The 21,455-nt window shown below is 51.6% G+C and carries 17 protein-coding genes; 6 read left to right on the top strand and 11 right to left on the bottom strand.

Going from position 1 to position 21,455, the window contains the following annotated elements; all coding sequences use genetic code 11:
- Positions 1-227 precede the first annotated feature (227 nt).
- From H9L05_RS13760 to mce, 3 genes are all read right to left on the bottom strand, one after another.
- Positions 228-1,658 carry a CCA tRNA nucleotidyltransferase gene (locus tag H9L05_RS13760; RefSeq protein ID WP_187731454.1) on the bottom strand — a complete coding sequence of 477 codons (1,431 nt, stop codon included), beginning with the start codon at positions 1,656-1,658 and terminating at the stop codon, positions 228-230.
- Positions 1,659-1,733: 75 nt separating this feature from the next.
- Entirely contained in the window at positions 1,734-2,306 is a 573-nt protein-coding gene (locus H9L05_RS13755; protein WP_187731453.1) for an L-threonylcarbamoyladenylate synthase, read from the bottom strand.
- Between the two features lie 39 nt (positions 2,307-2,345).
- Positions 2,346-2,750 carry a methylmalonyl-CoA epimerase gene (gene mce / locus H9L05_RS13750; protein WP_187731452.1) on the bottom strand — a complete coding sequence of 135 codons (405 nt, stop codon included), beginning with the start codon at positions 2,748-2,750 and terminating at the stop codon, positions 2,346-2,348.
- A gap of 166 nt (positions 2,751-2,916) precedes the next feature.
- Here mce and H9L05_RS13745 point away from each other — a divergent pair, with 166 nt between their 5' ends.
- The 3 genes from H9L05_RS13745 (at position 2,917) to H9L05_RS13735 (ending at position 5,062) form a co-directional block, all read left to right on the top strand.
- A complete protein-coding gene (locus H9L05_RS13745) occupies positions 2,917-4,131 on the top strand; it encodes an IscS subfamily cysteine desulfurase (RefSeq protein WP_187731451.1) in 1,215 nt (404 codons plus the stop codon).
- A gap of 96 nt (positions 4,132-4,227) precedes the next feature.
- Positions 4,228-4,644 carry a Fe-S cluster assembly scaffold IscU gene (gene iscU / locus H9L05_RS13740; RefSeq protein WP_084446771.1) on the top strand — a complete coding sequence of 139 codons (417 nt, stop codon included), beginning with the start codon at positions 4,228-4,230 and terminating at the stop codon, positions 4,642-4,644.
- A gap of 91 nt (positions 4,645-4,735) precedes the next feature.
- Positions 4,736-5,062: a HesB/IscA family protein gene (locus H9L05_RS13735; protein WP_187731450.1), complete on the top strand. Its 327-nt coding sequence runs from the start codon at positions 4,736-4,738 to the stop codon at positions 5,060-5,062.
- Positions 5,063-5,138: 76 nt separating this feature from the next.
- Here H9L05_RS13735 and H9L05_RS13730 read toward each other — a convergent pair whose 3' ends face one another.
- The 6 genes from H9L05_RS13730 to murI form a co-directional block, all read right to left on the bottom strand.
- Positions 5,139-7,397, bottom strand: coding sequence for a T9SS type A sorting domain-containing protein (locus H9L05_RS13730; RefSeq protein WP_187731449.1), 2,259 nt, complete (start codon positions 7,395-7,397; stop codon positions 5,139-5,141).
- 136 nt (positions 7,398-7,533) lie between these two features.
- Positions 7,534-9,108, bottom strand: a complete 1,575-nt coding sequence (locus H9L05_RS13725; protein ID WP_187731448.1) for a T9SS type A sorting domain-containing protein — start codon at positions 9,106-9,108, stop codon at positions 7,534-7,536.
- Entirely contained in the window at positions 9,045-10,736 is a 1,692-nt protein-coding gene (locus tag H9L05_RS13720; RefSeq protein ID WP_187731447.1) for a hypothetical protein, read from the bottom strand. Before H9L05_RS13720 ends, H9L05_RS13725 begins: the two co-directional genes overlap by 64 nt.
- Positions 10,737-11,370: 634 nt before the next feature.
- A complete protein-coding gene (locus tag H9L05_RS13715) occupies positions 11,371-12,543 on the bottom strand; it encodes a glutathionylspermidine synthase family protein (protein ID WP_187731446.1) in 1,173 nt (390 codons plus the stop codon).
- 87 nt (positions 12,544-12,630) lie between these two features.
- Entirely contained in the window at positions 12,631-13,290 is a 660-nt protein-coding gene (locus H9L05_RS13710; protein WP_187731445.1) for a hypothetical protein, read from the bottom strand.
- 179 nt (positions 13,291-13,469) lie between these two features.
- A complete protein-coding gene (murI, locus tag H9L05_RS13705) occupies positions 13,470-14,306 on the bottom strand; it encodes a glutamate racemase (protein WP_187731444.1) in 837 nt (278 codons plus the stop codon).
- Positions 14,307-14,421: 115 nt separating this feature from the next.
- Between murI and H9L05_RS13700 the strand changes: the two genes are divergently transcribed.
- The 3 genes from H9L05_RS13700 (at position 14,422) to H9L05_RS13690 (ending at position 20,492) form a co-directional block, all read left to right on the top strand.
- Entirely contained in the window at positions 14,422-14,655 is a 234-nt protein-coding gene (locus H9L05_RS13700) for a hypothetical protein (protein WP_187731443.1), read from the top strand.
- A 308-nt stretch (positions 14,656-14,963) separates the two neighbouring features.
- Positions 14,964-18,464: a PAS domain S-box protein gene (locus H9L05_RS13695; RefSeq protein WP_187731442.1), complete on the top strand. Its 3,501-nt coding sequence runs from the start codon at positions 14,964-14,966 to the stop codon at positions 18,462-18,464.
- A 111-nt stretch (positions 18,465-18,575) separates the two neighbouring features.
- Positions 18,576-20,492: an ABC-F family ATP-binding cassette domain-containing protein gene (locus H9L05_RS13690; protein WP_187731441.1), complete on the top strand. Its 1,917-nt coding sequence runs from the start codon at positions 18,576-18,578 to the stop codon at positions 20,490-20,492.
- Between the two features lie 58 nt (positions 20,493-20,550).
- Here H9L05_RS13690 and H9L05_RS13685 read toward each other — a convergent pair whose 3' ends face one another.
- Positions 20,551-20,907: a DUF952 domain-containing protein gene (locus H9L05_RS13685; protein ID WP_187731440.1), complete on the bottom strand. Its 357-nt coding sequence runs from the start codon at positions 20,905-20,907 to the stop codon at positions 20,551-20,553.
- A 120-nt stretch (positions 20,908-21,027) separates the two neighbouring features.
- Positions 21,028-21,426: a hypothetical protein gene (locus H9L05_RS13680; RefSeq protein ID WP_133272204.1), complete on the bottom strand. Its 399-nt coding sequence runs from the start codon at positions 21,424-21,426 to the stop codon at positions 21,028-21,030.
- Positions 21,427-21,455: the final 29 nt, after the last annotated feature.

Raw genomic sequence — 21,455 nt, 5'->3', positions numbered from 1 at the left:
CGGGCAACCTTGCCTTCACAATCACCATCTATTATTGCGGTGAACAAAGGTGAACAAAGTATAGGGTCTAAAAGTGAGTGAAAGGTGGACCCTGAGGAAGTCTTTCTACCATCGAGCTGCAACTGGTGGTAGAGGCTTCCTCACATTTGTTTCAGGGCCAAGCGGTCCGCATTCAATTGAGTGCGAACCGCTTGGCCCTGAAACTTTTAATCGCAGTGTATAAACAGCTACTGCTGAGCTGAGGGCTGAACCGGAGTCAGCCCTTTTGCTTTTCCAAGCTTCAGTAAGAAATCATACGCCTCCTCCAGCTCGTTCCGCACCTTTCCATCCAGAATAGCTTCCAGTACGGCCTCCTTTAACTCCCCCACTTCGCGGGAAGGCTTCAGATTGAAAGTCTCCATGATGACTTCGCCGGTAATCACCGGCTTGAAGTTGCGCAGGTGGTCCTTCTCTTCTACCTCTTTCAGCTTCTGCTCTACCACGCCAAAGTTGCGCAGGTAGCGCTCCTTCCGCTGGTGGTCTTTGCTGGTAATATCGGCCCGGCAGAGCAGCATGAGGCGGTCGATGTCGTCGCCGGCTTCAAATAACAGCCGCCGCACAGCCGAGTCGGTTACGGTTTCCTTGACCAGGGCAATGGGGCGCAGATGCAGCTTCACCAGCTTTTGTACCTGGCGCATTTCTTCACCCATGGCCAGCTTCAGCTCCGTGAATATCTGAGGCACCCAGCGCGCCCCGCGGTCTTCGTGGCCATGAAACGTCCAGCCTACTTTGGGGTCGAAGCGCTTGGTAGCGGGCTTGGCAATGTCGTGCAGAATGGCAGCCCAGCGCAGCCACAGGTCGCCGCCGGCCGCCACCACGTTGTCGAGCACCTGTAGGGTGTGGTAGAAATTGTCTTTGTGTGCGTGCTGGCCTACTTTGTCTACGCCTTGCAGCAAGGCCATTTTCGGAAAAATAAGCTGCAACAAGCCTGTCTGAAACAGCAGCTTAAAGCCGTAGCTAGGCTGGGGGGCTAATATAATCTTGTTCAACTCATCGGTAATCCGCTCCTGCGATACAATGCGGATACGCTCTTTGTTGCGGGCAATGGCGTCGTAGGTATCCGGCTCAATGTCAAAGTCGAGCTGGGTGGCAAAGCGCACGGCGCGCATCATGCGCAAAGGGTCGTCGGAGAAAGTAATATCCGGATCGAGGGGCGTGCGGATGGTTTTGCGCTTGAGGTCGCCCATGCCATCGTAGCGGTCTACCAGCGCCCCGAAATCATCCGGGTTCAGACTCAAACCCAAGGCGTTGATGGTAAAATCGCGCCGCGCTAGGTCCTCTTCCAACGTGCCAGCCGCCACTTCCGGCTTCCGCGACTCACTGCGGTAGCTCTCCTTACGGGCACCCACAAACTCAATTTCTACCTCCGGCGTAGGCAGCATGGCCGTGCCGAAGTTTTTGAACACCGTTACGCGAGGCCGGCCGGGCAGCTTTTTGCCCACGGCCTGCGCCAACTGTATTCCGTCGCCCACGCACACTACATCGATGTCCTTACTGGGCCGATTCAGGGCCAAATCGCGCACGTAGCCGCCAATCACGTAGGCCGGAAAATTCAACTCACCGGCGGCATCGGCAATAACTCGAAAAATAGGCAGGTCGGGTAGCTCGGGAGACTTCATAAGAGTACTGGGGCATTTTATGCCGCAAAGGTAGCACTCCCACGTTGGCTGGGGGCAAATTCGTGGCCTGAGCCTCTACTCGCGCACCACTTCCAACTGTCCATCGGCGCCAAAACGCACCACTCGGGAAGGCGCGGTGCTGCCCACATCTTCCTGCCGCCAGCCTACCACGTGGTCCACGGCACGCACAAGCTTTGGGTCAACGGTGGCGTAGGTAGCCGGCGTGGGCTCCCCGGCCCGGTTGGCGGAGGTAGAAACCACACCGTGACCGAGGCGGCGCACCAGTTTGTGGCAAAACTCATCCTGTGGAATTCGCAAGCCTATAGTGCCATCCGGCCCCAATAGCTGTGAGGCCAACCGATGATTGGCCGGAAGAATATACGTAGTGGGGCGGGTTTGCTCGGCTATAGCTTGCTCCAACCCAGCGGGCACCTCAGCAGTATAGTGGCGCAGCATATCCAAGTCAGCAACCAGCACAATGCTGGGTTTGCCTTCGGGGCGCTCCTTTAACTTGTAGAGGCGCTCTACGGCACGTGGCACTTCGGCGTCGCAGCCGATTCCCCACACTGTATCGGTCGGATACAGGATGATTTGCTGAAAGAGCAACGCCTCGACGGCAGCTTCTACTTCTTGTTGAAAATTGGCCACGGAGGTAGTAAATGGAGGACAGAATAACGTTTTGCTTGCTCAGACAATCTCCTGACACAGCTCTACCAATACGCCGGCCGCGCTTTTCGGATGCACGAAGCACACTAGTTTATTGTCGGCACCGCGCTTGGGCTCCTCATTCAGGAGCATGAAGCCCTGCTCCTTTAGCCGCGCCATCGTCGCCCGAATGTCAGCCACTTCAAACGCTACGTGGTGAATGCCTTCGCCCTTCTTGCTCAGATAGCGCGTAATGGCGCTATCGGGCGTGGTACCAGCTAATAACTCAATCTTAGAGCCGCCCACCCGAAAGAAGACCGTATCTACCCCTTCGCTGGCTACATGTTCCTTTTTGTACGGCTCTTGGTTTAAGAGAATAGTGTATAGCGCAGTGGCGGCTTCTAGGTCGTGTACGGCTAAGCCGAGGTGTTCTAAATTTGTAAACATAGGGGGCGAACGATGCGGGTGAAGAAGCTTACTTAGAATATCTCTACTTTTGTGGGCGCAAAGTAAAACCAGTTTGTTTGTTTTGCTGTTCTAGATGCGAATGATTCTCCACTGAGTTACCTTTGGACTTTCATTGGTTTTCCGCTGACTTACTGAAATTCGAGCCATGCTCAAGCTACCTATTTACCTCGATAACAACGCCACCACGCCCCTCGACCCGCGTGTACTGGAAGCGATGATGCCTTACCTCACAGAGGTATTTGGCAACGCGGCCTCCCGTAACCACCCTTTTGGCTGGGCAGCGGAAGAGGCTGTGGATTATGCCCGCGAGCAGATTGCTCAACTCATCAATAGCGACCCCAAGGAGATTATCTTCACCTCAGGCGCTACCGAATCAGACAACTTAGGTATCAAAGGCGTGTTTGAGATGTATTCCCAGAAGGGTAATCACATCATCACCGCTACCACTGAGCACAAAGCTGTACTTGATACCTGCAAGCATATCGAGAAGCTCGGGGGCAAAGTGACGTATCTTCCGGTTAACCGCGAAGGTCTCATTAGCCTAGCCGACCTCGAAGCCGCCATGACTCCCCAGACCATTCTGGTGACCATCATGTACGGCAACAACGAAACTGGCACCATTCAGCCTATTCGTGAAATTGCCGCCATTGCCCACAAGCACGGCGCGCTGTTCATGACGGATGGTACCCAGGCTGTTGGCAAGATTCCAGTTGACGTTCAAGCTGATGGTATCGACATCATGGCGTTCACTGGTCACAAGATGTACGGCCCGAAAGGTATAGGTGCGTTGTACGTACGTCGTAAGAACCCTCGGGTAAAAGTTACTGCTCAGATGGACGGTGGCGGACACGAGCGTGGTATGCGTTCTGGTACGCTCAACGTTCCTGGCATCGTCGGTTTAGGCAAAGCTTGTGAGTTAGCTCGCTTAGAAATGGACAGCGACGCCAAGCGCCTCTCCGCTATGCGCGACCGGCTTGAGAACTCTCTGCTGGAACTTGAAGAAAGCTACGTAAATGGCTCCCGCGAGTATCGCCTACCGCACGTAACCAATATTTCCTTCACGTATGTAGAAGGAGAAGGCCTGATGATGGGCGTGAAAGACCTAGCCGTATCATCCGGTTCTGCCTGTACTTCAGCCTCTTTGGAGCCTTCTTACGTATTGAAGGCTTTAGGTCTGAGCGACGACTTGGCGCACTCCTCCCTTCGTTTTGGATTGAGCCGCTTCACCACCGACGAGCAGATCGACTACGCCATCAACCACGTGAAAGAAGCGGTGAACAAGCTTCGCGAGATGTCTCCGCTATGGGAGATGTTCAAGGAAGGCGTTGACCTCAGCAAGATTGAGTGGGCTGAACATTGATTTAGACCTAAGTATTGAGACATGAGAAGTGAGACTCTTTTGTCTGTTGCTAGTTTTAGTCTCACATCTCATCTCTAACTTCTCAACTCTACCATAATGGCTTACTCCGATAAAGTAATTGATCATTACAGCAACCCGCGCAACGTGGGCACGCTGGACAAAAGCAAAAAGAACGTAGGCACCGGCCTAGTGGGCGCTCCTGAGTGCGGCGACGTAATGCGTCTGCAAATTGAGGTAGACGAAGCCACCAATACCATCACCGACGCTAAGTTCAAGACGTTCGGCTGTGGTTCGGCTATTGCCTCTTCTTCGCTAGCAACTGAGTGGCTGAAAGGCAAAACGGTAGACGAAGCACTGAGCATCGACAACATGGAAATCGTGGAAGAACTTGCTCTTCCTCCCGTGAAGATTCACTGCTCGGTACTGGCTGAAGATGCCATCAAATCGGCCATCAACGACTACCGCGTAAAGAATGGCTTGCCAGCCCTGGAAGAAGCCAAATCGCACCATTAATCTGTTGCGAATGTTAGTATGAAGAGCTTGCTTTTGATTGAAGGCAGGCCCTTCATAATTGACAACTTACAACTCGTAACTGGCAATTCACATGATTACTGTATCTGATAAAGCAAAGGAAAAAGTAACGCACCTGATGCGCGACGCACAGCTCGACGAGACGTATCGTCTGCGTGCTTCCGTGGCAGGGGGTGGCTGTTCGGGCCTTTCCTACAAGCTTGATTTTGATAACGAAGTTAAGCCTATGGACCAGGAGTTTGAAGATAAAGGCGTGCGTGTAGTCGTAGATATGAAGAGCTTTCTTTATCTGGCTGGCACTGAACTCGACTTTTCCGACGGTCTCAATGGCAAAGGTTTCTACTTCGATAATCCCAATGCATCCCGCACCTGCGGTTGCGGCGAAAGCTTTTCTGTATAGATTCCATTATCTATAAAAAAGCCCCCAGACTAGTTCTGGGGGCTTTTTTGTGATTAACAGGTTCTCTTTGTGCTGACTAGTCCGCCTGCTTGATAAACTTACGAACTAGCCGTCCTTCCGCGGCCGCTATCTCCAGATAATAGAATCCAGCAGGCAGCTCTGATATATCGAGTGTAGTTAAGTCGCTGGAAGACTGTCCTTTTTGTAAAGTCCGACCAGTTGAGGACAGAATCCGGTAGTCGGCCGCCCCATTGTACGGCAAACGAAAGGTAAGCTGGTGGCGAGCAGGATTAGGAAAAAGCGCCTCCTTATACTCACCCTTCACGACTACAACGTTCGAGTAGGTTACTGTACCATCGAAGTCCAGCTGTCGCAAGCGGTAGTAGGCTGTAGAACTGCTGAAAGGTGCTGTATCCACGATGCTGTACGTTTGTTTTTGAGTGCTCTGGCCTTGCCCTTTTACGTTACCGATAGTCTCAAATAGGCGACCGTCAGCGCTACGTTCTACCTCAAAGCCAGTGTTGTTCTTTTCACTGGCAGTAGCCCACCGCAGCAGCACGCCTTGCGCCCGACGTTCAGCTGAAAATGAAATAAGCTCAACAGGAAGCGGATTATTTCCGGTCGTAGAACTCACTTCTGTACTGGATAAAACAAAAGTGCCGAGGCTAGTTAAAGGGACTGTGGAGGTAATAATACCAGCAGGTATAGCGCTGCCCGTTCCGCCAATATTTTCCCAACTCTGATTATCAAGTGAGGATTTAACGATACGCAGTTTTTCCGCATTATCTACTTGATCATCGGTGCCATAGCTGAGCTGAATGCTACCACTAAGTAGGTTGCTGGCAGCAGTACTGCTGCTCACGTTGAAGTATCGTACCGCCGATACTTTATTGACTTCGGCAGAGAAGAGCCGTGTGGTTGGTTTCCCCTTTATTTGCTCAGCCGTATAGCGCACTTCTGTCCCGTCGCTGTGATTGACGCTCAGTATCAAGGGACGAAATGCCGTGCCGAAGCCAAGTGGAAATGTTAAGCTAGTGTTGCCGCTTGCCGCCACCACTCTGGTAAGCGGACCGCTCACAAAGCTCTTATCATGAGCTGCAACAGTAGCCCCAGCCAGTAAAGTAAGCGTTCCGGCAGAAGTGTTTACGACCCCATTGACAAGGGTTAATGCTTTGGATATCTGAACAGGTGTTTGCAGGGTTACACCAGCAGCATTGTCAACGGCAAGCGTAATATTGTTACCAAACAGGACAGGTATGGCAGCTGTACTTGTAACAAGCTGGCTACTAGCGCCCTTGAAAGTTATAGTAGATGCGCCTATTGTATTTGCTAAGGTGCCGCCATTCATTATCAAATTGCCCTGAATAGCAATATTGGCAAGATTCAGTCGAACATTTCCTGTTGTAATAATTAAGTCGTCAAGAATTAGCAGAGGCAAACCGGTGAGGCTCACAGTGGCGCTGCCTCCGACAATGCCGGTAGCCGTAGTCGGGCGATTATATTCTATATAACCGTAAGTGCGACCAGGTAATTGTGGCCCAGCTGCAGTCGACGTAACCGAGTATATGTAGCGATTGCCTTTTTCCAGAATAGTCACTGGGGCAGTAGGAAGACTTGTGCCAAATGGCGCTCCACCGCCGCGATGATCGTAGGTAGAGCCGCTTTGAAAAATAGTGGTGCCACCAGACTCTGATTTATCATTAAAAGGAGAGCCTGTAAATGTCTTATCGGCCCTAAAAGTGCTACCGGCGACAAAATGGATAGTGTTAAATCCCTTCTTCTGAGAAATTAATTGATGTGGGTCGTTAGTAAGTGATGCTGTACTACTGCTGCCGAATATAAGGGCACCAGCAATAGTAGCTGTGCCTTCTGTACCCAGATGAAAGCCCATTCCAGCCGTTGACTTCACTCCATCTGGGCTTTTTACCTGCACAGAGCTACCGGCATCAATCTCGAAATTGGCCCCCGTTAAAGCAGTAGCCATCGACAATTGCCGGGCTGGCGGAGCTGCAGTTGCATCAGAATTAGGCTGCACCATCAACACTACTGTTATGTTGTTAATAAACCGTAACTGACCAATAACCTGTGGTGAGGCAAAGTCTACGTACACGCTGGCCGAAGCCGTTCGGCTGCCGTCAAAAATCAGCACGTCATCGTTGGCTGGAGTGCGTGCCGGATCCCAGTTATTGGCATTAGACCAATTATTATTACCGCCTGTTCCTACCCATGTATAGGATGCTGCATAGACTGTTGGTACGAATAGAAAACAGATAAGTAAGGTACCAATTGTAAACAAGGCGTGTCGTAAGCGTAAGTAAGCGGCAAAAAATCTCATGCTTTAAATAAGAGGAAGAATATGAATAAAGAACGAAGTGAGGATGCCGCTTACCTCAAACCGTGCCAAGTCAGTTGACTAAATAAAAAAAGCCCCCAGAATCTGGGGGGCTTTTTACTAGCTATTTATATACAGGTTAGTTCTTCACGATTCTGCGAGTAACCTTCTTCACTCCATCATTCACGGTCACTAAATAAGTACCGTTGACCAAAGAACTGATGCTTACTTCACCGTTGGCAGCCAACTTCTCTGTGCGTACTACACGGCCGCTCAGATCAGTTATGGTTACCTGCGCTTCTGCTTTGCTGGTGTAGGGCAAGCGGATATTCAGGACGCCGTGGGTTGGGTTAGGATACATCGCAACTTCCGCTAACTCGGTGTTAGTAATGGTAACGATTCCTGACAAGCTGATCTTGCCATCATTATCGATCTGCTTGAGACGATAGTAAGACACGCCAGACAATGGCTGCTCGTCAACAGCAGCGTAAGTGCTCTTATTGTTCGTAGATCCCTTGCCGTCTTTGAACAGAATAGTGGTGAACGACGTGGCATCTTGGCTGCGCTGAATTTCAAAGCCTTTGTTGTTCTTCTCAGAAGCAGTAACCCAGCCTAAATTGACTTTATTGTTTTGCAGCTTAGCCGTGAACGACACGAGTTCTACTGGCAGGATGATAGGAGGCAATCCCACAGACTCAATTCCCACCAGCGTGGTTGGAGTAGTGGGGGTAAGGTAATTCTCTGCTCCTGTTACGCTGATATTCTGCGTAGGGTCGATGTTGTTGTAGCCATAAACGTAGAAGTAGTATGTCTTGTAAGGATCCAGACCGGTAATGGTTGTGCTTGGAACAGCAGTACCCGCAAATACGGTGTAGAAGCCCGGAGCGATTGTTCCCTGATTTTGACCATTATACACGCCATTAGCTGTCTCATACCCCTCACCATCATTAGGCTGGCTAGCCGGAGCGTTGGTTAAAGTACCATTCTCACTCGCTACAATCAGACGGCCTTCGCCGTACGTTGAAGTGCCGGTACGCTCTGGTACTGGATTAAAGGTTACTGTAGCTGATTTTCCATCAGCGCTACGAGTAATGGACTGTTGTGCCGCTACCAATGTTTGAGCGGGCTCAGTAGCAATCGACTGGCCAGTAATCAAACCGTTAGCAGTAAAAGACTGGGCTGTCTGCACTGCGAAGTCACCACTTTGATACTGCAATGCAGCATCTGCAACACCTAGGTAAGTAGGATTATAGCGAACATAAACTGGCTGATCTACAGTATAAATCGCCGCGCTACTTGGGTCCAAGTTGGGACGCAGAACTACTGTTGATCCAAACGTTTTGCCGTCCAGTGACAGTTGATACTGAGGAGTTACATTCGGGTTGAACGAATTAGGCGATTGCGCTACTGAGAGAGTAATATCGCGCTGTACTCGTGAGGCACGCACAGTAATCGGGGTTGACGCATCCTTGGAAGTGTAGATCACTACCTGCTTGATAAGAGCAACATCGGCCGTTTGAATAGACGGAACGCTGGTCGCAGATACTGGAATGCTGGTACCAGTGGCCGGAGCGCTTGTGTTTCTGACACCATCCGAAACCGTTGTAGCAGTAGTAGGATAGAAACGTACATAGACATTGACAGCTGGCGTTAGATCACTGCCTTTATTAGGAGCAAAAGTGATTGCGTTACCAGTCGCTCTTGGGTCTGCCAAGTCACTGAAATCAGCAAACTTTGATACTTGAAAAAGAAGGGGGCAGTTACGGTAATAGGCTGTAACAGGTTTTGTCCTGATAGCTGATAAGACTGTACCGCCGAAGGCACATTAGGAACAGTGGTAAACTGTGAAAATGCGCCAGGAGACGTTACAATAACAGACTGATTACCGGTACTATTGGCTTCAATTGTCACAACCGTCTGTCTGCCTGAGCTGCTCAGAATTATGGAGCCACGAAATTTACCAGTGGGTATTGTTCCAGCCAGGTTCACTTCAATCGTACGAGTCTGAATGTTACCGTTTACTTGGTTAATCGTCAGCGGACGGTTTTGAAATAGGCTTGGCACCGAAGTATCACGGAACTCAATATTGCGAATCTCTTCACCACCAGAAGTAATGAATGAAGGAGTCAATACGAGGGCCTCAGTAAGGCCGGTGGCACTCAAAGTAAACGTCAGGGTAGTAGCCGAACCATTGCTGCTTACCGTTCCAAAGTCAAGTAGAGTTGGTGAAGCAACAATTGCAGGCTGGCCAACAGCTGTACCTGTTCCGCTAACCTGAACTTGGGCAGATGTAACACCTGAAGAGGCAATGGCAATTGCACCACTTACTGCACCAGTAGCAGTTGGTGCAAATACTACATCAACCGTGGCCTCTACCGAACCATCATTGGCGATGTTTAAGGTGATGGTATTAGTAGAGAAAGTGCCTGTTCCCGTACGGATCCGGAAAGAACCATTGGCGGGAGCAGCAACAGTCACTTGGCCTTGCAAGAACGAACCCGTTACCCTGAAAGACTGAATAAACGAGGTCTGTCCTTGTACAACTGCCCCGAAATCTGGTAGGCTAGTAGGCTCTACTACCAACAGAGGCTGCGGAACTCCTGAACCATTAAGTTTTATTATTACAGCAGGTGTAAGGTTAGTGCTTGTAATCTGGAGGGGCACTTCATTGTAGTCCTTCACCGCAGTAGGCGAAAACACTACGTCAAAACTAACATTGGTTAGCCGGTTGTTCGCTTTATTAGGGATCGTAACTGAATTGGCTGTAATACCATCATATACAATTTGATAGCCTGAGTTAGCAGGAACTGTGAGCGTTAAATCTCCTTGTAGATCTTCTCCATTTATAATTACTTGCTTTGTAGATGAAGTGTTGATTGTAACACTACCAAAAACTAAGCTATTGGTACTGGGCGTAACAGAAGGAGCAATACCTGTGCCTGCTACGTTGATCCTTTTTGTAGCTGCATTTGTGCTGCTTAGCGAAACTTTATCATTATAAGCTTCTCCTAAAGTCGGAAAGAATACAATATAAAGTTGTCCACCATTTGCTGGAAGATCGATAGAAGTACTATAAGCGCCACCGCTTGTCAAACTAACAAGAAAACCATCGGGAGCGGTTACGGTAATAGGAGAAGTTAGGCCAGTACCTGTTACTGTGTAAGTTACTTCATCCGAATATGTATTAACCGGTGTTGGATCAGGCTCGAAGAAGGTTCCTCGGTTAGGTGTGAAATCAATTCTCTGCGCCATGCCTAGAAACGGCAAAAGCATCAAACATAAAAGAGTCCAAACTCGAGGTCGCATCTGTCGGAATGCGAGACTTAGGTAAGTGTTTTTCATACGCTTGGGAAAGAAAGTTTAGTGGGAATGAGAAGTGACTTGTTCAAGATCATTTTAAAAGATGATAGATTTAACTCTAATACGAATTTTACAAGAACCTGTTGTTAAATATTTTAAATACTATTTATAACTTTTCTATACAATTAATACATCTAAAAGTTTTCACAGCATATAAAATTGACATATATCGTGCTTAACAAGCAAGTGTAAAATCAAACTATTACTGTATCACTAGATGCATTGAATCACAAGAGGTACGAATATATTGCGACAGGTGCATATATAAATTCCGTTATTAAAATAGCGATGAAATACAATTTTTTTTTGGATTAGCCATACTGCTGATTCTCAGCATTATGCAAACTCGCTTTTTAGACCTCCTACTACAATTAGCATACCTTAATTCTGTCGTCGGCTTATTTTTTTTCGACAATAGAAAACCCAGCCTACATAGTTTTCACCATCTGCATGGCGACCTATATAGGCTGGGCATTTTGTAAGTCTTCCACCTCTACCAGACTAAGTAGAAGTGCTTGCATCTATACACTGAATGAAGCGTCATTGCTGTCAGCGTAATTGCGTTCGTTCAGCAATGGATAGCAAACTAAGTTCATGCTATCATAAAGGGGTAACTTCAACTTAGAATATGAGGTACAAACTCTGAAAGGTTGGTTATAAAGCCTTTGTCACGACGGAAGCCCAAAGCGCAAGCTTCACCAGCCCAGAACACACCTGCCTGATACAGCCGCTGCTGCTCATCGGTGGGGAGTTCGGCCCAGCGCTGACGCACTTGGGGCTGGGGGGCAAACTCGCCCGGAACTTCGTGAGCCACCTGCCCATTTTGCATCTCAGCTACGTTTTGGCCTTCGCGTCCGAAAAGCGGCTTGCGCACGTTATGGCCCGGCAAATCCTGCAAGGCTGCCTCCAGCAGCAGCGGGTGATGTGGGTATACTTGCCAAAGCCACGCTAGAATACCCTTACTTTGAAACAAAAGAGCATACGCCGGATTAGCGATAATTACGTCGCGACTTAACAGTAACTCGCTTAAGTCAGCGGTAAGTGCGGGTTCTTCCTGGGCCAGAATTTCCCACGGTACCAGCTTAAACAGGAAACCGAAGCGTTGCCATTGCCCATCTTCAATCGGGGCCCATACGCCTCGCTCCTCCCCTGCCACCGATACCTGCATGTTATCTACCGGACATAGCTCTACCTGCTCGAAACCAGCCTCGCGGGCAGCTTCGGCCAACACGGTACAGTTGGCTTCATCTTCTGGGCTGCCGGGCAAATACACGATTAATAAGCTGGGCTCCAAATCAGGATTGAGGTCAAGCCACTGGGTAAATTGTGCGCTCAGCCCCTCAAACAGCCCATTAGATTGCCGGCTTTCGTCGGAAGTGCCTGAGGCCACCAAGCTAGCCCATTGCACCACGGCTGTTTCGGGAAGACTGGTTGCCGTGTCGGCGTTAAACTCAAGCAGCTTAGGCCCATCGGGCGTGGCAGCGAGGTCAAACCGACCATATATGTGCCAGTGGCGGTCATCATTCCAGGAGTGGCGCACTGCCGCCCAAAGGTTAGGAGGAATAGCCAGTAGTTGAAGAAGATCATCCGGAATGGGGTCGGGAATAGAGGCCACGAGCATCTCGTAGAGCGTATCGGCAGCTTGGAGAAAGGTATCGGCCTCGGCCTCAGTCAACACAATGGCTTCGCGCGCTACGTAAGCCGCACAGGCTTCCTCGATGGCCCAATCCCAGCCTAAGCCACGGACAGCAGGCACAATATCACCTGTCAGAGGTAACAGCTTTATCATACGTTGGTAACTGTATACTATGTATTTGCCCCCAACTCCTTATATAAGGTGCTGGGGGCAAATTATAAGAGGAACACTGTTTTTTATCTAACCACCGAAGCTGCCGCCTCCCCGATTCGAGAAGCCACTGCTACGTCCGGCCCGCGGTGCGGTACTACGCACCCCCGACCGGTTTACTGAGGTACTCGGACGAATGCCAGCGCCAGAAGTGCGGCTGCCAGTAAAGCCACGTCCGAAGAAGCCACGGCCCTGTTGTTGCTCCCGCGCTACATTCTGGCGCCAGCCGGCATTCTGCTGCAGCAGGCCCGGGTTGGCATATGCCCCTCGATTGGGGGTCAGGAAGCGGCCAGCCATGTAGCCGATGCCACTCCACATCAGAATATCCATCATGCCGGTGCCAGCCACCCGGTTTTCGGGATGTTGCTGGCTGTAATCCTGCATTTGCTTCTGTAAAGCTTGTCCCTGCAGCGTGTCTACCTTGCCATCAAAGTGCTTCAAAATGGCGGCCACTTCCTCTTTGCCAGCGGGGCGCTCAGCGGTTACTTTCCACTCGCCAGGCTGCACCTCGGTCATTTCCGTGATAACACCCTGCGAATAGGTTTCGCCCCCACTCCACTGTTCCTGATTAGTTTCGGAGCTGCTATTGCCCGAGCAAGCCGGCAGCACCGACAAGCCCAAAGTAGCAGCTGCCGCTACCATTAATGTATTGCGGCGCCAGTCGCCGAGACGGTGATAGGTCTTTTTCATGGTTTTTAACTCCTTGATGCGTATGTCGGAGGCTTTGCGGGCCTCATGAAAGGCAAATTAATCCGACTTCCTAAACGTGAATAGTGCTGAAAAAGGTCGAATCCACTTTCGCTTATTATTAGCTGCCAAGCGGGTCCAAAGTGCTGTAAAATAGCCCGCTGGATTCGTTGGTATATAGACTACTCCCAGAGCGGATAGTGCTCCAGATGAACCTCCTGCCCAAAGAAGATACGGGTGCTTTCCTCGAAAGACTGGGTGAAGTCAGAAACGTAAAAATGATGCGTGGGAGGCTTTTTGGCGGGCCGCGCAGCCAAGTTGTGCTCTTCCAGATACGCTTGAGCGTGGGTGGCCACGGCGTCGGAGGCGTCCAATACTTCTACTTTGCCCTCGTAGAAGTGGGCAATTTGCTCCTTGATCATGGGATAATGCGTGCAGGCCAGCACCAATGCCTCAATATCGTCAAGGGCCGGATTGGTGAGATAATTCTGAATAATCTTGTCGCTGACACTATTATTAAAGAAGCCTTCCTCTATCATCGGGGCCAGCAGCGGCGTGGCCAGGGAGTGTAGCTGCACGCCGGCGTCGAGGTCGTCCAGCTTTTTTTTGTACACGTTGGAATTGACGGTTTGCTTGGTGCCAATAAGCCCCACAGCGCGACCAGCGTACGCTTTGCCCACATGCGCTACAATCGGGTCAATTACATTGAGTACCCGCGCTTTAGAGCCCACATATTCCCGCACCAGCTCGTAGGCCGCTGCCGAAGCCGAGTTGCAGGCAATCATAATTACCTTACATTGCTGCTTGAGTAGTAAGTCGCAGATTTTGATCGAGTAAGCCTGAATAGCAGCCGTGCTTTTGTCGCCGTAGGGCAGGTGGGCCGTGTCGCCGAAGTAAATGAGTTGCTCGTGGGGCAAAAGGCGGCTGACAGCCCGTGCCACGGTAAGCCCACCGATACCACTATCAAACATTCCAATGGGCCGGGTCCGCAAATCGGCGGAAGCAGAAGAAGATGCCATGGAGGCGAAGGTACGGGCTTTAGGCAACCTCGCTGGCAATTTGAGGTCTTCTGAATTACGTAATTTTTAGTAATCTTCTATCTTGGCGCTTCTCTCGCTCAAGTTCTCCCTTTCCATGAGTAAGATTCTGAATGAAATTGACCATGCCCTTGCTGCCTTCGATCTTAGCCGAGGTCGACCGGTAGCTATTGAGTTGGGTGAGCTGAAATACACGCAGCTCGTGCTCGACGTAGCTCACCTATACCGCGACGGTGGCGAGCTAACAACCAATACTGGCCGCCCTCTTGCCTACAAAGGCCTCGAAATTCTGCGCGACGAGTTGCATGTAGACCGCGTGCGGGTCATCTAGGCTTATCCATAAGCAGTGTATCGAAAGTGGGCAAGCGCAGTGCCATGCGGCTTACTGTCGAGTTTGCACGTTCTCGAATTTTCTTTTTGAATGTCCAGCAGGATAAGTGTTAATACTTATTTGGCATCGGTATTAACTCAATATTTCTCCTTTTCCCTGTATATTGTTGAGATAAACTGGGCTCTTGAAGCTGCAGTTTCAGTGAATTACCAATAAGTAAATTGAGATTTTATCTATAAAAAGAAGGCCGACGTGCTGTTAATGCGATGAAGCGAAGTGGTGTTCACACGTCCTCGATACCAGCGCGGGTGACTCCCAGCAAACTGCTTGAGGACACCACGCTGCCCATTGGCTTAACGGATCAGTTGAAACAGGCGCTACTACTGATTCAACAAGCTTTTGCGGCCGTGGCTATCATCGACGACCAAGGCCGTCTGGAATGGGTGAACGAGAGTTTTTCTACGCTTTTTGGTAACACGGCCAGCACGCTATCAGGGCAGATCCTATGGCAAATTTTGCCCCCCGAGCACGCTGATGTAGCGCCACATTTGCCCCCCACAACCAGCCTGAACGCTCAGACTTCTTTGCACTACGAAGGCCAAGCAATTGCCTCCGATGGTAGCACTCGTTGGTTGCGTGCCAAGTTGCAGGCCAGCGCGCCGACCACTCCGCACGAGCCTACTCGCTTTTTTGTACTGCTAGAAGATATCACCAAATGGAAAGCTGAACAGGTAGCAACCCAAGCTTACCAAACGCTACAGCGCCACTTATTAGAGCAGGTTCAGGGCGTACTTTTTCAGTGGCGAAATAATTACGACGGCGCCTCGCACCTCACCTACCTGAGTGACAATGTGAGGACAGTATTTGGGTTTGAACCAGCCAATTTAGCCCAACTAGAAGAAGTCATTCACCCCGACGACTTGGCAGCGTGGGTTAAGTTCTGGAAGCAGCCTCCCAGCGCCGAAGCAGCCTCGTTTGAGGGCCGTCTGGTGGTACCGGGCAAACCATTACGCTGGATTCAAGCTAATTATCAACCCACGACCACCGATTCCGAGGGTGTTCTGTACAGCGGAATTATACAGGATATTACCCCCCTGAAAGAGGCTGAAGAAGCGGTGCAGGATAGCGAACAGCGCTGGCACTTAGCTATAGAGCGGTTTGGCGACGGCGCGTGGGAGTTTAACTACCAAACGGGCGATGAGTACTTCTCCAACGCCTACCGCACGATGCTGGGTTACCCGAACGAGGACTTTCCGACGGGCTTTCATGCCTGGCAAAACCACGTTCATCCCGACGACCATGTGGCCAGTATGCAGGCCTCCGACGCTTACCTGCGCGGCGACCTGCCCATTTATTCCGTTGAGCGCCGGCTGCTGTGCAAGAATGGTGAGTACAAATGGGTGCTGACCCGCGGCCTTATAACCAAGCGTGACGCCAATGGTGCGCCGCTCATTATGACCGGCGTACACACGGATATTTCGGCTATCAAGCAAGCTAATCTGGCTATTGAAGCCTCTACTCGTCGTTTGTCGACTACCATTGCCAACTTTCAGGAAGGTATTTTGATAGAGGATGAACACCGCCGCGTGGTGCTGGTAAACGAGGCCTTCTGCCGGATGCTGAACACGCAGGTGTTGCCTGAGCAGTTGGTAGGCGTAGAAACGGCGGCGCTGCTGGCCGCGGGCGGGCTTCCCACAGAGCTGGGCTGGCTGGAGGGCTCCGATGGCCGCGTTCTGGAGCAGCAGGCCGTAATTGGCGAGTTGCTTCCGCGCCGCAATGGCAAAGTATTCCAGCGCGACTTTATCCCCATATTCAGCCACAACGCCTCGCTGGGCTATCTATGGAAGTTTCAGGACGTTACGGAGCAGAAAAACGCGGAGGATATTCTGAAGCGGCGCGAAGAGAAGTACCGGCGCATCATCGAGCGGATGAATCTGGGCCTTATCGAGACTGATTTAACGGAGCAGGTTCTGTATATCAACCAGGCTTTCAGTGATATGCTCGGGTTTTCCAGCGCCGAAATTCTGGAGCAGCAACTCTTGCATTCGCTGCTGGCGCAGGAGGCATCGGCGGCGGTGCAGGATGATCCGGATGCTTATGAGCGCATGGTGTTAAGCAAAGATGGCAGCCAGAAGTGGCTTATGGTAAGCCGTGCGCCAGTATACAATGATGACCGCCAGGCCATTGGCTCCATTCATATCACGCTGGATATCACCCATCAGAAAACGCTGGAGCATAAGCTGCGGAAAGCCAAGGAGCAAGCCGAGGACTCGTCGAAAGCCAAAGAGCTATTTCTGGCTAATATGAGCCACGAAATTCGGACGCCCATGAACGCCATTCTAGGCATGGCGCAGCTTCTTGCCAAAACCCCGCTCGCTCCAGATCAGGATGAGTACCTGCGCGCCATTACTATATCGGGCGAGAACCTGCTGGTCATCATCAACGATATTCTGGACCTTTCTAAAATTGAGGCAGGCCAGCTGCAAGTCGAAAATATCGGCTTCAGCGCCAGCCAGTTTATGGCTCAGATTGAGCAAACCCTGCACTACAAGGCGGAAGAGAAAGGCTTGTTCTTTGAAACGAAAGTGTCATCGGAACTGCCGCCGGTGCTGCTCGGCGACCCTTACCGCATCACCCAGATTCTGCTGAACCTGGCCGGCAACGCCATTAAATTTACGGAGAAAGGCCGCGTCACGATTTCATGTGATTTGATTCGACAGTTTGATGACGCCGTGGAAATCAGGTTTGCAGTAGCCGATACGGGTATTGGCATCGACCCAACCTACCTGCGTCATATCTTTAAAGAGTTTAGCCAGGAAGACCCCTCTGTAACCCGCAAATTTGGCGGCACCGGCCTCGGGCTCAGCATCAGTAAAAGTCTGGTGAACCTGATGGGGGGCGAATTGCAGATTGAAAGCGAGAAATACCAAGGCACAGTCAGCTCGTTTTCTCTGGTGTTGCAGATAGGCAGCGAAAGTGATTTGCCACGCAAGGAATCCGTCGACCAAGGCCTACGCGAAAAGCTGCGCGGGAAGCAGGTGCTGCTAGTGGAGGACAACAAGTTTAACCGGCAGATTGCAAAGGCCTTACTTAACAACTCTCATATTCAGGTAGTTGAGGTGGAGAACGGCGCGCTGGCAGTAGAGTTATTGCAGACCCGGCGCTTCGACCTGATTTTGATGGATATGCAAATGCCCGTCATGAATGGACTGGAAGCTACTGCTATACTGCGTGAGCAGCTGGACTTAAGAACCCCAATTATTGCGCTAACGGCGAATGCCATCAAAGGCGAGCGGGAAAAATGCTTGGCGGCTGGCATGGATGACTACCTGGCGAAGCCGTTTCGGGAAGATGAGCTGCTAAAACTGATTGGCGACTGGGTGCTGGGGCCCGCTGACGCTGACCTGGCTGCGCTGCCCATAGCTCCTGCCCCGTTCGTCAGTTCCAGCTCGTCTCTTTATAAGCTTGACCTGCTGCACCAAGTAGGCCAGGGCGACGACGATTTCGTGGTCCTTATGCTCGATAGCTTTATGGAGAGCTGTGAGGAAGCAGTGCGCGACTTTGCGCAGGCGTTGCAAACCCACGATGTGAAGCTGCTGAAAGCCGCTACTCATAAGCTTAAGCCCAGCCTCGATCACCTACATGTGCAGCAGGCACGTCACCTGGTAGAGCAGCTGGATTCATGGGAAGGCGACTTCAATCTGCAGGCCTTGAAACCCCGCATTGAGGCCGTGAATAGTCTGCTACGACAGATAATTGAGCAGATGCGCCTCGATGTGAAAGCGTTAGCCGAGAAAAAAGCCCCCTAGCGGCTTATTCGGCAGTATAAAGCGTATCGTTTATGCCCTGCTGGCCAGATTACTCTTCCGGGAATCGACTCTTCTGCTTCCTTGCTGGAATGCCTTGCCTACCTTTGTGGCATGAATCTGTTATCAGCTGAGAATATCTCAAAAAATTACGCCGACCGCTGGCTGTTCCGCGACCTTTCTTTTGGCCTGAGCCAGGGCCAGCGGGTGGCTTTGGTGGGCATCAACGGGTCGGGCAAAACGACTTTGCTTCGCATTCTGGCTGGTTTGGAGCCCGGCGACACAGGCTCGGTGAGCGTGCGCAAGGATATCCGGGTGGCTTTTTTGGGTCAGCAGCCCATTTTTGATGAGGCCCTGACCGTAGAAGAAACCATTTTTGCCAGCCAAAACGACACGCTGGCCGCCATCCGCGACTACGAGCACGTGGTGAATGACGCCAACCACAAATCCGACGACTTGCAGCGCGTGATGGAGCGCATGGACGCGCTCAATGCCTGGGACTACGAGTCGCAGGTAAAGCAGATCCTGGGGCGGCTGGGCATTCTGGGTGACTTGCTGGAGCGGCCCGTTAGTAAGCTTTCAGGGGGTCAGCGCAAGCGCGTAGCGCTGGCGCGGGTGCTGATTGAGGAGCCGGAAGTGCTTATTCTCGACGAGCCTACCAACCATCTGGACCTCGATACCATTGAGTGGCTCGAAAACCGGCTGGCGTCGCCTAATTTGACCTTATTGATGGTGACCCACGACCGCTACTTTCTAGATAAAGTGGCCAACGAAATTGTGGAGCTCGACCAGGGCCGCGTGCACCGGTATCAGGGCAATTATTCCTACTTCGTAGAGAAAAAGGCCGAGCGCGAGCAGATTGAAGTAGCCGAAGTAGAAAAGGCCCGCAACCTGCTGCGCAAGGAGCTAGACTGGATGCGGCGGCAGCCGCAAGCCCGCGGCACCAAGCAAAAGGCGCGCATCGATGCCTTCTACGAAACCCAGGAAAAGGCCAAAACCAAGATCAGCGGGCCGCAGTTGGAGCTGTCGGTGAAAACCACGCGGCAGGGGGGCAAAATCATTGAGGTGGAGCACCTGCACAAGCAATTTGGCGACAAAGTGGTACTCGATGACTTCAGCTACGTGTTCAAGAAAAAGGACCGGATTGGCCTGATCGGGCCGAACGGTGCCGGCAAGTCGACGCTGCTGAATATGCTCACCGGCCGTCAGGAGCCCGATAGCGGCACCATCGACAAGGGCCAGACCACCGTTTTTGGCTATTACACCCAAACGGAGCTGGAGTTTGACCCTACCCAACGCGTCATTGATATTGTGAAGGAAGTGGCCGAAGTGGTGGAAATGGCCAACGGCGAAGTGGTGACGGCCTCGCAGTTTTTGCAGCACTTCCAGTTTCCGCCGGCCCAGCAATACACGCTGGTCAGCAAGCTCTCGGGGGGCGAAAAGCGCCGATTGCAGCTGCTGCGCGTGCTGATCAAGAACCCGAACTTCCTAATTCTGGACGAGCCAACAAACGATCTGGACATCATCACGCTCAATATTCTGGAAGATTTCCTGCTGAATTTCGGCGGCTGTCTGCTCATCGTGTCCCACGACCGCTACTTTATGGATGCGCTGGTGGAGCACGTGTTTGTGCTGGAGCCTGGGGGGCAAATTCGCCACTTCCCCGGCAACTACACTGATTACCGCGAGTGGCAGAAGGAAAATAACGCCGAAGAATACGCGAAAGAGCAAGCCAAAACGGCCAAAGCTGCCGCTGGCGTGGCGCCCTCAGCCGCACCAGTAAAAGCGGTTGCGGCTGCCCCCGCTGAAGCTCCGAAGCGGAAAGCCACGTTTGCTGAGAAAAAGGAGTACGAAACCCTAGAAAAGGAAATCGAGAAGCTCGAAGAAACTAAGCAGCAGCTCATCGAAAAGCTCAACGCTGGCACCGGCTCCCATAAAGATATGGCCGATTGGGCCGCCGAGCTCAAGCGCACCGACGCGGCCCTTGACAGCAAAGGCGAGCGGTGGCTGGAGCTGGCCGACTTGATCTAGCAGCGCCAGCATGTTACATAAAAAAGCCCCCTAGATATCTGGGGGCTTTTTTCTTGGATCAAACTTCATCTTCCAGCTCCGGCGGCAACGTGTGCTGGCCATCGGAACCAGTTTGGAAAGGCAACGCCCGCACAATGGCCGCCAACGGAACCGGCGCGAAAATGTGAGGAAAATAATCGTTGCGAGCTTCGGCGTACTCGCGCTTCACGGGCACGGCTGCCACCCACAGTTCCGATTCATCTAGTTCCAGGAGCAGAATATCGGAGCGGCCGGCGTAGTAGCCGTTGGCGGTGGCTTCTACCTGGTACAGCTCGGAGGCGTGAATAAAGCCTTCCGCCGATAAGTCGGCGCTGGCGAAGAAGCCGGTTTGCTGGGCTGCTTGCCAGTCGGCAAGCTCCGCGATTCGGTAAATCATGCTGCTATTCTATTCAGAAAAACAAAGACTGAAAAGCCTGTCATGCTTCGCTACCGCTCTGCATGACAGGCTTTTCAGTCCCTACTGCAAGTTGTCCTGACATACGTCAGCACCATAAGCTTACGCCTGCCACACTTCCTTGCGCACCTTTTTGCCTACCGACAAAATCAGGCGCGTGGGATTGGGCACGAGCACCAGGCGAGCTTCTTTGCCCGGAAATTCATCCGAATCGACCCAGACGCCTTCCTTATGCGAAGGCTCGTAGCCAGTGTCGCCGCCTACATCGTTGGGTAGGTAGGCGGTGGGCAGCAGCACGTCGGTATCGGGGCAAAGCTGCTGGTGAACTTTTTCCAGTACTTCTTCCAGATAAGCGCCGTACTCCTCGTTGAAGTCGTCTTCCAGATCGTGCAGTTCCTCCTCGATGTCGTCGTAGCTGTCGTGGTTGTAAGGCAGCTTGTGCAGTTCCTGCTTCTTCTCGATCAGGGCGACCAGGGCTTTATTTAATTCCTCTTTATTCATAGCTACTCAGGCATAAGTGTAGTACAAAG

Source organism: Hymenobacter qilianensis, assembly GCF_014489555.1.
GTDB lineage: Bacteria > Bacteroidota > Bacteroidia > Cytophagales > Hymenobacteraceae > Hymenobacter > Hymenobacter qilianensis.
The sequence above is the reverse complement of the archived record's forward strand: the minus strand, read 5'-3'. Positions and strand labels throughout refer to the sequence as shown.

What these genes read in the sequence shown, in the direction of transcription:
- mce (WP_187731452.1), bottom strand. Translation starts at nt 2,750, where the DNA reads ATGTTTACAAATTTAGAACACCTCGGCTTAGCCGTACACGACCTAGAA.
- murI (WP_187731444.1), bottom strand. Translation starts at nt 14,306, where the DNA reads ATGGCATCTTCTTCTGCTTCCGCCGATTTGCGGACCCGGCCCATTGGA.
- H9L05_RS13710 (WP_187731445.1), bottom strand. Translation starts at nt 13,290, where the DNA reads ATGAAAAAGACCTATCACCGTCTCGGCGACTGGCGCCGCAATACATTA.
- H9L05_RS13680 (WP_133272204.1), bottom strand. Translation starts at nt 21,426, where the DNA reads ATGAATAAAGAGGAATTAAATAAAGCCCTGGTCGCCCTGATCGAGAAG.
- H9L05_RS13730 (WP_187731449.1), bottom strand. Translation starts at nt 7,397, where the DNA reads ATGAGATTTTTTGCCGCTTACTTACGCTTACGACACGCCTTGTTTACA.
- iscU (WP_084446771.1), top strand. Translation starts at nt 4,228, where the DNA reads ATGGCTTACTCCGATAAAGTAATTGATCATTACAGCAACCCGCGCAAC.
- H9L05_RS13760 (WP_187731454.1), bottom strand. Translation starts at nt 1,658, where the DNA reads ATGAAGTCTCCCGAGCTACCCGACCTGCCTATTTTTCGAGTTATTGCC.
- H9L05_RS13745 (WP_187731451.1), top strand. Translation starts at nt 2,917, where the DNA reads ATGCTCAAGCTACCTATTTACCTCGATAACAACGCCACCACGCCCCTC.
- H9L05_RS13715 (WP_187731446.1), bottom strand. Translation starts at nt 12,543, where the DNA reads ATGATAAAGCTGTTACCTCTGACAGGTGATATTGTGCCTGCTGTCCGT.
- H9L05_RS13685 (WP_187731440.1), bottom strand. Translation starts at nt 20,907, where the DNA reads ATGATTTACCGAATCGCGGAGCTTGCCGACTGGCAAGCAGCCCAGCAA.
- H9L05_RS13720 (WP_187731447.1), bottom strand. Translation starts at nt 10,736, where the DNA reads ATGAAAAACACTTACCTAAGTCTCGCATTCCGACAGATGCGACCTCGA.
- H9L05_RS13700 (WP_187731443.1), top strand. Translation starts at nt 14,422, where the DNA reads ATGAGTAAGATTCTGAATGAAATTGACCATGCCCTTGCTGCCTTCGAT.
- H9L05_RS13690 (WP_187731441.1), top strand. Translation starts at nt 18,576, where the DNA reads ATGAATCTGTTATCAGCTGAGAATATCTCAAAAAATTACGCCGACCGC.
- H9L05_RS13735 (WP_187731450.1), top strand. Translation starts at nt 4,736, where the DNA reads ATGATTACTGTATCTGATAAAGCAAAGGAAAAAGTAACGCACCTGATG.